Origin of the sequence: Nonomuraea sp. CA-141351 (genome assembly GCF_050944675.1) — a bacterium.
Classification (GTDB): domain Bacteria; phylum Actinomycetota; class Actinomycetes; order Streptosporangiales; family Streptosporangiaceae; genus Nonomuraea.
In genome coordinates this window covers 4659933-4672327 of record NZ_CP191982.1, presented here as the reverse complement: position 1 = coordinate 4672327, position 12395 = coordinate 4659933, and the positions used below count along the sequence as shown (strand labels likewise).

At 69.8% G+C, this 12395-nt stretch carries 11 protein-coding genes; 6 read left to right on the top strand and 5 right to left on the bottom strand.

All coding sequences use genetic code 11. From position 1 onward, the window contains the following. Positions 1–116 precede the first annotated feature (116 nt). Positions 117–929 (bottom strand): SDR family oxidoreductase, encoded by an 813-nt coding sequence (locus tag ACQPWU_RS22080; RefSeq protein WP_433442903.1) that lies wholly within the window; start codon positions 927–929, stop codon positions 117–119. Further along, complete coding sequence (locus ACQPWU_RS22075) at positions 926–1549, bottom strand: TetR/AcrR family transcriptional regulator (protein ID WP_433442901.1); 624 nt, start codon at positions 1547–1549, stop codon at positions 926–928. Before ACQPWU_RS22075 ends, ACQPWU_RS22080 begins: the two co-directional genes overlap by 4 nt. A gap of 327 nt (positions 1550–1876) precedes the next feature. Here ACQPWU_RS22075 and ACQPWU_RS22070 point away from each other — a divergent pair, with 327 nt between their 5' ends. The 4 genes from ACQPWU_RS22070 (at position 1877) to ACQPWU_RS22055 (ending at position 5311) form a co-directional block, all read left to right on the top strand. After that, positions 1877–2788 (top strand): SPFH domain-containing protein, encoded by a 912-nt coding sequence (locus tag ACQPWU_RS22070; protein WP_433442899.1) that lies wholly within the window; start codon positions 1877–1879, stop codon positions 2786–2788. A 186-nt stretch (positions 2789–2974) separates the two neighbouring features. Next, entirely contained in the window at positions 2975–3847 is an 873-nt protein-coding gene (locus tag ACQPWU_RS22065; RefSeq protein WP_433442897.1) for a class I SAM-dependent methyltransferase, read from the top strand. A 60-nt stretch (positions 3848–3907) separates the two neighbouring features. Next, positions 3908–4585, top strand: a complete 678-nt coding sequence (locus ACQPWU_RS22060) for a class I SAM-dependent methyltransferase (RefSeq protein ID WP_433442895.1) — start codon at positions 3908–3910, stop codon at positions 4583–4585. Between the two features lie 63 nt (positions 4586–4648). After that, positions 4649–5311 (top strand): class I SAM-dependent methyltransferase, encoded by a 663-nt coding sequence (locus ACQPWU_RS22055; RefSeq protein WP_433442893.1) that lies wholly within the window; start codon positions 4649–4651, stop codon positions 5309–5311. A gap of 63 nt (positions 5312–5374) precedes the next feature. Here ACQPWU_RS22055 and ACQPWU_RS22050 read toward each other — a convergent pair whose 3' ends face one another. Continuing rightward, on the bottom strand, positions 5375–6394 hold the full coding sequence (locus ACQPWU_RS22050; protein ID WP_433442891.1) for an Lrp/AsnC family transcriptional regulator: 1020 nt from the start codon (positions 6392–6394) through the stop codon (positions 5375–5377). Between the two features lie 128 nt (positions 6395–6522). On the opposite strand from ACQPWU_RS22050, the gene ACQPWU_RS22045 reads away from it, so the two are divergent. After that, entirely contained in the window at positions 6523–7953 is a 1431-nt protein-coding gene (locus tag ACQPWU_RS22045; RefSeq protein ID WP_433442889.1) for an MFS transporter, read from the top strand. A gap of 134 nt (positions 7954–8087) precedes the next feature. On the opposite strand, the gene ACQPWU_RS22040 is transcribed toward ACQPWU_RS22045, so the two are convergent. Next, entirely contained in the window at positions 8088–8618 is a 531-nt protein-coding gene (locus tag ACQPWU_RS22040) for a YbjN domain-containing protein (RefSeq protein WP_433442887.1), read from the bottom strand. A 271-nt stretch (positions 8619–8889) separates the two neighbouring features. Here ACQPWU_RS22040 and ACQPWU_RS22035 point away from each other — a divergent pair, with 271 nt between their 5' ends. Then, positions 8890–11577, top strand: coding sequence for a SpoIIE family protein phosphatase (locus ACQPWU_RS22035; RefSeq protein WP_433442885.1), 2688 nt, complete (start codon positions 8890–8892; stop codon positions 11575–11577). Between the two features lie 30 nt (positions 11578–11607). On the opposite strand, the gene ACQPWU_RS22030 is transcribed toward ACQPWU_RS22035, so the two are convergent. Further along, positions 11608–12276: an HAD family hydrolase gene (locus ACQPWU_RS22030; RefSeq protein ID WP_433442883.1), complete on the bottom strand. Its 669-nt coding sequence runs from the start codon at positions 12274–12276 to the stop codon at positions 11608–11610. Positions 12277–12395: the final 119 nt, after the last annotated feature.

Genomic DNA, 12395 nt, shown 5'->3' with positions numbered 1-12395 from the left:
TCCTCCGCGACACGCCAGTGCACCGCCACCGTTCGACATTCTCGGCCGCGCGGTACAGGCGGCGCTCGCGGCCTCCCGGGACGGGGTCGTCGCCGGGACGGTGGGGATCGGGCAGGTCAGCCGGCGGCGCGGGAGGTGTCCTCCCACTCGGCCCAGGTCTTCAGCCGCTGGGCGTACACGCCCTTGGCGATGTCGTAGGCCGTGCCCGACAGCAGCAGGCGCAGCGGCGGCTCGGCGGCGTCGGCGGCGGCCAGCACGGCCGGGACGGTGGTGTCCGGCCCCGGCGCCGTCAAGCCGGAGCGCATCTTGGCCCTGGCCTCGCGGAACGGCTCGTAGACGGGGTTGGGCTCGGAGTGGACGGCCGAGTCGCCGGCCCAGTCGGTGGCGTACCCGCCCGGTTCGATGATGGTCACCTTGATGCCGGCGGGGGCGACCTCCTGAGCGAGCGTCTCGGAGAAGGCCTCCAGCGCCCACTTGGAGGCGTGGTAGATGCCCAGGCCGGGGAACGCGGCGACGCCACCGATGCTGGAGACCTGCATGATGTGCCCGCCGCCCTGCTCGCGCAGCAGCGGGACCGCGGCCTGGGTGACCCACAGCGCGCCGAACACGTTGGTCTCGATCTGGGCGCGGGCCTCGGCCTCGGTGAGCTCCTCGACCATGCCGAAATGGCCGTAGCCCGCGTTGTTGACGACGACGTCCAGGCGGCCGAAGTGGGCGTGGGCCTGCCGTACGGAGGCGAAGGCGGCCTCGCGGTCGGTGACGTCCAGGGCGATCGGGAGGATCGCGTCGCCGTACCTTTCGACGAGGTCCTTGAGGGTCGCGGTGTCGCGGGCCGTGGCGGCGACCTTGTCGCCGCGCTCCAGCGCGGCCGTGGCCCAGCTGCGGCCGAAGCCGCGCGAGGTGCCGGTGATGAACCAGACCTTGCTCATGATGAGATGTCCTCCTGAAGATCAACGGGTTGGTCCGGGGCCAGCCCTCGGCCGGCCCGGTCGAAGCATTCGCGGGCGAGCTGCAGGAACCGCTCGAATCCGTCCTCGGGCGACCAGGTGGCGTACGCGGTCCTCAGTACGGCGAGCGTGGTGTTGGTCTGCAGGGCGGCATGCATCTCCTCACCGGGCGGCGTGCGAGACGCGACCCACTCGCGAAGCTCGGCGAAGAACCGGTCAGAGGAGTCACCTTTCGACACCGCCAGGGCAGGCGAGGCCGCCTTGAGCCGCTTCTGCACCGCCAGACGGTCGGCCAGCAGCGACATGTAGCCCAGCTGGATCTCCTGCAGCGACACCCACAGCGGCTCGTCGTCCGGCCGGTCCTTCATGAGCTTGCGCCACGCGTCCGTCTCCGTGGGGTCGGGGTCGAAGACGGTGGCTTCCTTGGTGGCGAAGTAGTTGAAGAAGGTGCTGCGCGAGACGTTGGCCGCGGCGGCGATGTCGTCGACGTTGACCGCCTCGTAGCCCCGCTCGTTGATCAGCCGCAGCGCGGCGGCCCTGATGGACCGCCAGGTCTCCAGCTTCTTGCGCTCCCGCAGCCCCAGCTTCTCCTCTTCGGTCACACCCCGACCATAGAAGAAACTTGGACGGAGTTCAACTTTGGCCGCCGACCAAGACAGCGGACGCGCCGCCGCCTCGAGGTGGCATCGGCGCCACCGACCTCCTGGCGGCGAGCACCCCGGCCGCACGACCGCCGGACGTCTACGCCCCGGTCGGGCTTCCCTGACAGGACCTGGCGCTCGCCGCGAGGGCTGGACCATCGCCACCTCGATCCGGCCACCGGCGAGAGAGGAGCCCGCGCCTGCCGCCGCCGCTGGGGCAGGACTTGACCCCTTCATTACCGACGCAGGCATGTATCCGGATCTAGCCTTGAATGGAGGGATAAGACCATGATCATCGATATTGTGCTCGGACTGATCGTCGTGATCGCGATCTGGCTGGCGATCGCCGGCGTCAAGGTCGTCAACCAGGTCGAACGCGGCGTGGTCTTCCGCTTCGGAAGGGCCCAGAGGGAGGTCCGCCAGCCAGGGCTCACCTTCCTCATTCCGGTCGTGGACCGGATGAAGAAGGTGAACGTACAGATCATCACGATGCCGGTGCCCACGCAGGAGGGCATCACCCGTGACAACGTCTCCGTACAGGTCGACGCCGTCGCCTACTTCCGGGTCGAGGACCCGCTGCGGGCGGCCATCGCGGTGCAGAACTACCTTTTCGCGATCGAGCAGGTGGCGCAGACTTCGCTGCGCTCGATCATCGGCAAGAGCGATCTGGACGACCTGCTGTCCAACCGCGAGGAACTGAACAAGGGCCTGGCGCTGATGATCGACAGCCCCGCGCTGGGATGGGGCATCCACATCGACCGCGTGGAGATCAAGGATGTCCATCTTCCGGACACCATGAAGCGATCCATCGCCCGCCAGGCCGAGGCCGAACGGGAGCGCAGAGCCCGTGTGATCACCGCGGACGGAGAGTTCCAGGCCGCGCGGAAGCTCTCCGACGCCTCGGCCATCATGACCGAGACTCCTGGTGCGCTTCAGCTGCGCCTGCTGCAGACCGTGGTCGAGGTCGCCGCCGAGAAGACCTCCACGCTGGTCATGCCGCTGCCCGTGGAGCTGCTGCGCTTCTTCGAACGCTCCGCGAGGGACACGCCGGCCGCTGAGCGGGCCGCCAGTTCACCGGAGCGGCAGACCGAGGAGCAACCGGCCGTGACGGAGTCTGCCACGCCTGAGCTGGCCCCGCCGGAGCCTTCGTTCGAACCCGCGGGATCGGCCGTGGAGAGCGGCGTCTCGCGTACCGCATAGACCAAGGACCGGCTCAGGGCGTCCAGCGCTCGCCCGGCCTCAGGTCCGCGACCCGCAAGCGCGTCCCAGCGGCGCCACCGCGTCCGCGGCGGTGCCGCTGGGCCGGAACAACGCCGACAGCGGCACATGCCCGTCCGGTTCGAAATTCGGTGGCTTCCGCGCGGCGGTCGTCGTTAGCGTGTCGCAGTGATCTACGAGCATCCTGTGGCGTACGTGCTCGGCCTGGAGGGCATTGCCCTGATGCGGTCCTACACCGGCGAGCACGACCGCGCGTTCGTCGAGGCGCGCCTGGCCGAGATCCGCAAGTTCCTCGACGACGACTCCCTGGCCGACGCCGCCGTCGAGGTCGCCCGCGTGGACACGGTGGAGGGTTACCGGATCTGGTCGCAGACCTACGACGGGCCCAACTCCGCGTTCGACCTCGACGAGCCCTTCATCAGGGCGATCGTCGACGCGCTGCCGGTCGGCGACGCGCTGGACGCGGCGTGCGGCACCGGCAGGATGGCGGCTTACCTGGCCGGTCGCGGACATCGGGTGCGCGGCGTGGACAGCTCGCCCGACATGCTGGAGCGGGCGCGCCGGCGAGTGCCGCAAGCAGAGTTCCAGCTGGGCGACCTGTCTTGCCTGCCCATGCCCGACGAGTCCGTCGACCTGGTGGTCTGCTCGCTGGCGTTGACGCATGTGCCCGTGCTGGACCCGGTGCTGGCCGAGTTCGCCCGGGTGTTGCGACCCGGCGGGCATGTGGTGATCGCCGACATCCATCCCGAGGGCGTGGCGCGGGGGGTGGTTCCGCCCGTACGGCTGCCGGACGGCCGGCCGGGGAGGGTGGCCACCTACTGCCACCTGGTCGGGGACTATGTACGAGCCGCGCTGGCGGCGGGGCTCCAGGTGCGGCGCTGCGAGGAGCCCCGCCACCCGCCAGGGGAGCCGCGCGAGCGGACCGACGTCCTGGAGCCGTGGGACGTGTGGCCGTGGGCCCTGTGGGACCTGGCACCCGAGGCGGCGCACGCGGCCATCGCCGGGACGCCGTCAATGCTGTTCTGGCACTTCCAGCGCTAGCCGGCTCTCCACGGCCGCCGCGATGGCTTCCGAGCGCATGGGAAGGGATAGCTTCGGATCATGGAGAACACAGGCACGGGCCCCGGCCCCATCACCCCCGACGGATCCCCGGTCGAGTTCTACACGCTCCTCGAACCCGGTGGCGAGGCCGAGATCGTCGCCCAGGTGACCCCGCCCGGCGGATCCGTTCTGGAGCTGGGGGCGGGCGTGGGCAGGGTGACTCACCCGCTCATCGAGCTGGGCTTCGAGGTCGTGGCCGTGGACGAGTCCGCCGAGATGCTCGCCCACGTGCGCGGCGCCACGACGGTCCTGGCGCGGGTGCAGGACCTCGTGCTGGACCGGCGGTTCGACACGGTCATGCTCGCCTCCCAGCTCGTCAACACCGTGGACGACACGGCCAGGCGCGAGCTGATCGCGGCCTGCGCGCGGCACGTCAAGCCGGGCGGCGCGGTGCTGATCCAGTGGATGCCCGCCGAGGCGCACGACCGGTGGCACGTGGGCATGGGCAGGCAGGACGGCGACATCACGATCACGATGGCGGCCGTGGAAGAGACCTCACCCGGTGTCTTCCACGCCACCATGCGTTACACGTGCGGCGATGACAAGGTGTGGACGCAGTCGTTCGCCTCCAAGCGGCTCACCGACGACGACCTGTTGGCCGAGCTGGCCGCCGGGGGGCTGCGGCTGGAGCGCTTCGTGACCGAGGACCGCACCTGGGTGCTGGCGACCCCCGTCTGAACACCTCTACGCCGACGGCGTAGAGGTGCCGCACGCCTCGGAGTCGGCGTGTATCAATGGATCATGACAGCACGGTATGACGGACAGGCCGAGTGGTATGACGAGTACATCGGGTCCAACGCCGCCGTTACCATCGCCGACCTGGGAGACCTTCTCGGCCCCGGCGAAGGACTGTGCCTGGACCTCGGCTGCGGCACCGGTCTCTACCTCGACGCCATCCGCTCCACCGGCCGGGCCGTCGTCGGCCTCGACCGCTCCGCCGACCAGTTGCGTCTCGCCCGGCGCCGGGACGGCGCTCCCCTCCTCCAGGGCGACGCGACGGCGCTTCCGTTCGCCGCGGACACCTTCGGCACTGTCACCGCGCTCTGGGTCTCCACCGACATCGGCGACTTCGCCGGGCTGCTGAAGGAGGCGGCGCGGGTCCTGCGCCCGGGCGGGCTGCTGCTGTCCTACGGCGTGCACCCGTGCTTCAACGGCCCGCACATCGAGGCCCGCGAGGACGGAGCGGTGATCATCCATCCCACGTACGGGACCAGGGGATGGCACAAACGCTCGCCGTGGTGGCGCAAGGGCGGGGTCCGAGAGCGGGTCGGGATGAGCCACGTGCCGCTGGCCGACCTGATCAACGCCTTCATCGACGCGGGGCTGACCATCGAGCACGTGTACGAGCCCCAGCAGCGCCCCATTCCGAACGTGCTGGCCGTACGGGCATCCCGCCGCGGCTGAGGACGTGTCCCTTCAGCGGGTGACCACGAGCACGCCGCCTTCGGTCAGCACACGCTGGGGACCTCAGGAGTCGCTGCCCGCGTACGGCGCGGGGCGGCGGGGCGAGTGGCCGGCTGCCTTGAGGGTGTGCAGGACCGGGGCGGTCTCCAGGGCGCGGATCTGGTCCAGCGCGCTGAGCCGGTGGGTGAGGTAGCGGTGCAGGTCGGCGGGGGTGGGGCAGAGCGCGTGGGCGAGCAGGTTGGTCTGGCCGGTGGTGGCGGCGACGACGGCGAGCTCGTGGTGGGTGGCCAGGATGGTCGCGACCTGGTCCAGGTGCGCCGGGGCGACGGTCATCCACAACAGGGCCTGGATGCTGATGCCGTACGCGGCGGCGTCGGCCTCCACGTCGAAGAACACCAGCCCTCGGGCGCGCAGGTCGGCCAGGCGGCGTGCCACGGTGGCCTGGCTCCAGCCGGTCGCGGAGGCCAGCTCGGCGTAGCCGGCCCGGCCGTCGTGGCGCAGGGCGTCGATCAGGGCATGGTCCGCGCTGGTGAGCGGGGCGATGGCGGTGTGGCCCGCGTTGGTGAGCGCGGCGGTGGCGGCGTGGTGAGCCGGTGGTGCCAGCCACTGTTGCTGCCGGTCGTCGAGCGCCTGGAGCCGTCCGTGCCACGCGGTCGGGCCGCCCAGGTACATGTGGAGCAGCAGATGCGCGGAGACCGCGGTGATCCCGGACGTACGGGGGATGTCGTGCAGCAGCAGCGACCGTGACGGCCGGCTGTGGAGCGGCGCCTGGACGATCGCGAAGATCTCCGTACCTCCGGAGGTCAGCTTGACCCAGGAGGTGTCGGGCCGCCGGGCCAGAGCGTGGGCCAGAGCCTGCGAGGCGGCCGGGGCGGCGGTGAGCCGGACCACCCATTGCGCCTGGCCGGTGTGGTCCTGTTCGGGGAGGCCGACGACGCGCAGCCCGGCCTCGGCCCGCAGGCGCCGGTAGCGGCGCGCCACCGTCTGCGTGGACACGCCGAGCGCCTCCGCGATCCGGCTGAACGGGGCCCGCCCGTCTATGTGCAGGGCATGGATCAGGCCCCGGTCCAGATCGTCGAGCATGGTCACATTCTTTCGCCTATCGGCATTTGGTGGAAGAAATCAGCCAAGAAAACCCGGTGGCTGGAACACCCCTGCCTCCCGAGCCCACGCTGCTGCCTGGAAACACAAGCCGACAAAGAGGTAGCACGATGTTCGTACGAGAGGACACCGCTGCGGCGGTGGCGTATCGGTGGCGGTGGCTCGCCCTGGTCACGCTGTTGATCGCCGAGGCGATGAACCTGCTGGACGCCACGATCGTGACAGTGGCCGCGCCGGTGATCCACAACGATCTCGGCGGCGCGGGATCCGATATCCAGTGGTTCAGCGCCGCCTACACGCTCCCCTTCGCCGTGCTGCTGATCCCCGGCGGCCGTCTGGGGGACCTGGCCGGTCGCAAGCGGATGTTCGCGGCGGGGGTCGCGGCCTTCGCGCTGGCATCGGTGATGTGCGCCTGCGCCACCGGCCCGGGAATGCTGATCAGCACGCGCGCGCTCCAGGGCGCCGCGGCCGCCCTGATCATTCCACAGACCATCGGGCTGATCCGGGCCATGTTCGACGGGGCCGAGCTGGCCAGGGCGATGGGCAGCATCGGACCGGTGATGGGCCTGGCCGCCATCTGCGGGCCGGTGCTGGGCGCCGTGCTCACCCACGCCGACCTGTTCGGCGCCTCGTGGCGGGCGGCGTTCCTGGTCAACATCCCGCTCGCCGCCGTCGTCCTGGCCACCGTTCCGGCACTGCGGGAGAGCAGGTCATCCCGGCCGGTACGCCTGGATCTGAGCGGGACCGGCCTGGCGATGCTCGGAACCGGACTGGTCGTCTACCCCCTCATCCAGGGCAACACGGCCGGCTGGCCGGCCTGGACCTGGGCCGCCCTGGGGGCGGGCGTCGTGGTCCTGGCGGCGTTCGGCCGGCAGCAGCGTCGCCGCGCCCGCCGCGGCCGCGGCTCGCTGATCGAGCCGAGCCTGTTCCGCGGCCGGGCCTTTCCCGCCGCGCTCGCGACCTCGACGCTGTTCTTCGCGGCGGTGAACGGCCTGACAGTGGTGATCGTCCTGCAGGTGCAGCTCGGCCAGGGCGGCGACGTCCTCAACGCGGGGCTGACCCTGCTGCCGTGGTCCGTTGCGATGGCCGTCGCCTCCTGGGTCTGCGGCACGCGCCTGTATCCCAGATACGGGGCCAGGGTCATGTTCGCGGGACTCGCCGCCCTGCTCGCCGGGGTGATCTGTGCCATCGCCGCCTACCACGCCGCCCTCGCCTGGCCGCTGCCGGCCGCGCTGGCGCTGGGCGGGCTGGGGAACGGGCTGTTCACCGTTCCGTTCTTCACCACGGCCCTGTCGCGGGTACGCCCCCACGAAACCGGCTCCGCCGCGGGCCTGCTCAACGCCGTCCAGCAGTTCGGCGCCACGCTCGGCGTCGCCGTACTCGGCACGGCCTTCCTGCACGTCTTCACCCGCGCGAACATCGCACCGGGCACGGCCGCTCTCGACGCGGCCGAGGCGGCGTTCTGGATCGCCGCGGCTCTCATCGTCGCCACCGCCGTCACCGCGGCTCTCATGAACGTCCAGAATGGTCACCAAATATGACTATATAGATTAGTGACTATATCGCGCTTGCGTTGAACCCCGAACGGAATGGCTGGACGTGGTGGAGTGGCGAACGCCGGAGGACTTCGCGGCCTCGCGTGCCAAGGGAGCCAACCTTCCGGGCATCGCCGCGCCTACTCGTCGTCACCCTCCTCGGGCCCGGGCTCCAGGTCCTTGTCCAGGCCGAGCGCCTCGATGACCCACTTGTCGAACTCGATCGATGCACGCACCCAGCTCACCGTGCTGGACACGAAGTGCTCCAGCCCGACGCCGCCGCCGACCAGCATCTGAGCCTCGCCGATCAGGCGGACCGAGCCGTCGTCGTGGGTGTGGGTGTAGATCTTGGGCCACAGCGTGCGACGGTTCCAGTCGTCGATCGTCTCGTGAAGCCGCGGCTTGTCGTCGATGTTGTACGGACGGTCGTAGAAGGTGCGGACCGCATAGATCCGCTGGTCCCCCTCACCGCGGAACATGAAGTACGTGCGGAACTGATCCCAGGGCGCCGCGAGGTCGCCCTCCTCATCCACGACGAACTTCAGCTCCATCTGTTCCAGCAGCTGCTTGACCAGGTCCTGGTCAAGCAGGACCACCGCCTCGCTGGGGCCGGACGGGTGGGGCTCCGGCTGGCCCTCGAGATGCGGAATCGAGGGCGGGTCGATGCTCACAGCAAAGGTCCCTTCACGCGTTTCCGCCATCCTCCCCCATGTCGGACGGCCAGTGGCGCCAGAACGGCGTCTCCTTCGTCCCGAGAAGGCCCACGCGACCGACTCCCACGACAGTTATACTCGGTACATATAGCCCATATATGCATATTCCTCCCGGATAGATAACCGGAGACGCGTTGCAGAGCCTGGCCCTTGACGCTGACGGTCCTGGTGACGTGGTGAGGGGATGGGGATGGGCGAACAGCGTGCGCAAGATCCGCGGATCATGGGGATGGACCAGGCTTCAGAGGAGCGGAAACGGCTGCTGGCGAACGTCGGCGACGATCTGTGGGGCATCGAGCTCCTACGGTTCGCGATCCAGCAGGCGGTGGCCGATCTTGCCGGGCTGGGCGGCATGGTGCATCTCGGCAGTCCCGGCCACGGCGCCGGGCTGCGCCTGGCGGTGACCAGCGGACTACCCCCTGCCTTCACCCACGCGTGGGAGCGCATTGACGGGAACGGCCCCCTCGCCCCGGCACGCGCGTTCCGGGACGCCACGTTCGTGCAGGTGTCCATGGCGAACGCCGTCGTCGGCATACCGCAGCAGAGAGCGAGCGGTCGGCCGGACGGCTCCGAGCCCTGGTCTTGGCCGGTCGGTACGACGATGGTGGCCGTCCCATTGCCAGGCCCCGGCGGGCCGATCGGCGCCCTGTCGGTCGTGACAGTCTCCGAGCACGAGCCGTCGCCCGCTCAACTGGCCTTTCTGGACACGCTGGGCCGATGGACGGGCGAGCACCTGAGCACGTCCTCCGCGCCTCCGTCCGGCTCGGGACTCATAGGCTGGCAGGAGCAGTCCGCCGCCCCGCATCTGCGGAGGGAGCTGCAGGCGGTCGGCACGTGGGACTGGGACATCCGCACCGGCGACGTCATCTGGAACGACGCGATGCTCGCGGTGCTCGGCGTCGATCCGGACACCTTCGACGGACGGATCGAGACCTGGACGGGCATCGTCCACCCTGAGGATCTGCCCTGGGTGCTGGCGGACATAGATGAGTCGATCCGCGCGGGGAGGATGCACAGCACCGAGTACCGGGTGTGCCGCCCGGACGGGACCTCCGGCTGGGTGCGGGCCCGCGGCCGATTGGTGGTCGACGACAACGGCGAACCGGCACGCATGGTCGGCACGATGTGGGACATCACCAAGACCCATGACGACCTGGACGCGGTCACCGAGCCGGGGCCGAGCAGTGCCGAGCGCGCAGCCGTGGAGCGGGCCTCCCGCATCAAGCAGTTGACCAGAGCGCTGGCCGAGGCGGCCACCGTACGGGACGTCGTGGACGCGTCCGCCGATCACATCCTGCCGGCGTTCGGCGCCGCCGGACTGATACTCACCTTCCTGGAGAGCGACCACCTGCGGCCGGTCGGGTTCACCGGGTACACACAGGAGTTCGTCGACCGGATATCCCAGATACCAGCGTCCGGAAGGTACCCGATCGCGGAGAGCCTGCGCGATCGCACCCCGATGTTCGTCAACTCGGCCGAGGAGTACATCGAGCGCTACCCCACGACAGCCGACCTGCCGGCGGCGGGAGGCAAGCAAGCCTGGGCATTCCTCCCGCTGATCGCCTCGGGGCGCCCGGTCGGCAGCTGCGTCGTCTCCTTCTCCGAGCCGCGCCGGTTCACCGGCGAGGAGCGCAACCTGCTCACCGCACTCAGCGGGCTGGTCGCCCAGGCCATGGAACGGGCCCGTCTGTACGACAGGGAGCACACACGCTCCCAGGAACTGCAGCGCGGGCTGCTCCCCCGCGGGCTGCCCTGCCTGCCGGCGATCACCGCCGCGGCCCGCTATCTCCCTGCCGGCAAGGAAATGGAGGTGGGCGGCGACTGGTACGACGTCATCTCGCTGTCGGCAGACCGGGTCGCCATAGTCATCGGCGACGTCATGGGACACGGCGTGGCCGAGGCGATCACCATGGCCCGGCTGCGTACCGCGGTCCGTACCCTGGCCGACCTGGAACTGCCTCCCGACGAGCTGCTCTCCCACCTCAACGACCTGGTCAGCGAGCTCGGCGACGACTTCTACGCCACCTGCCTGTACCTGGTCTACGACCCCACTACGCGCTCCTGCGTCCTGGCCCGCGCCGGCCATCCCCCGCCCGCCGTCGTCCACCCTGACGGCACCGTCCAGTTCCCCGACGCCGATCCGAACGCGCCTCTCGGCGCCGCCACCCCGCCCTTCGAAACCGTGGAAATAGACCTGCCAGAAGGCAGCCTGCTGGTGCTGTACACCGACGGCCTGGTCGAATCCCCCGCCCTCGACATCGACCAGGGCATAGCTCATCTCGCCAAGACGCTCAGCGGCACGACGCTGACCGGAACGCCGTGCCGGCACCAGAATCACACCGCCGCATCGGGCTCGACGAGGCGCCGTTGCGCCGTGTGCCTCGAATCCCTGTGCGACAGACTCACCGCCGCCCTGCTACCCGGCAGACAGGAGACCGCCGACGACGCCGCCCTGCTGGTCGTCCGCACCCATGCGCTGCCGAACGACGACATGGCCTCCTGGCCGCTGCCCGACCACCCCCGAGCCGCCGGCCAGGCCCGCGAGCACGTCCGCGCCCAGCTCAGCGCCTGGGACCTGGATGATCTGTCCATGACAACCGAACTGCTGGCCAGCGAACTGGTCGGCAACGTCGTCCGCCACGCCAAGGGCCCCATCCACCTGCGCCTCCTCCGCAGCAACGTACTCACCTGCGAAGTCTCCGACGGCAGCCTCACCACACCCCGCATCCGCCGCGCCGCCGACACCGACGAGGGCGGACGCGGACTCCAACTGGTCGCCGCGATCTCCCACCGCTGGGGCACCCGCTACACCCCCAGCGGCAAATGCATCTGGACAGAACAACCCCTCAACCCCGCATGCCCCGCCTTCCTCACCGATCAAAGCGATTTGGACACGTACGACCTGCTGAACGAATAGCTCAAGAGATCACAGCCCGAGTTCGGTAGCTCAGGGTCCAGCGGCTTCCAGGCGCGCTACGGCGTCAACCGTCTCGGGGAATGTGGCGATGAAGGCGTCGACACGGTGTGCGTCGAAGTCGGCGCGCTTTCGGAGGCCGCTCTGCATGCAGGCGATGAAACGCAAGCCGGCGCCGTTGGCGGCGTGGGCGTCACCGGGTGAGTCACCCACGTACAGGCATTCAGAGGGCCGCAGTCCGGTGTCGGCCAGAAGTCCGTCGAATGCGCGGGCGTCGGGCTTGCTGAAGCGCATATTGCCCGCGTGGTAGGCGGCGGCGAGCCGACCGGCGAGCACATGGTCCGGCGCCAGCAGGTGCTCCATCTCGGTTTCGGTGCGCGAGGTCAGCACCATGACGCTGCGACCTGCGGCGGCGAGCTCGTCGAGCGCTTCGAGGTTCTCCTGGGCGACGACATCCACTCGGCCGGCCGCAACGTACTCCCGAAGCACGACCCGATGGACGGCGGCGAAGGCGGAGACGTCCAGACCGGGCGAGCGCCGCGGCATCGCTTCGAGTAAGGGCAGCCCCCACGTGGCCACGTGCACGGCCCGCGACATCGGCTCACGGCCGATGCGCGCCAGGACTTCGTTCTCGAGCTCGAAACACACCGCCTCGGTGAGGCAGAGCGTGTCGTCCACATCAATCACCACGGCGCGGATCACAGGGCAAAAGATAACGCGGGCCGGGAAGCGCAAGAGCCGACGGCTCTGCCGCCGGCTCTCATTCGATCGTCTACCACCAGCCTCCCCAATCATCCCGGAAGTGCCAGCCCCACCACCTA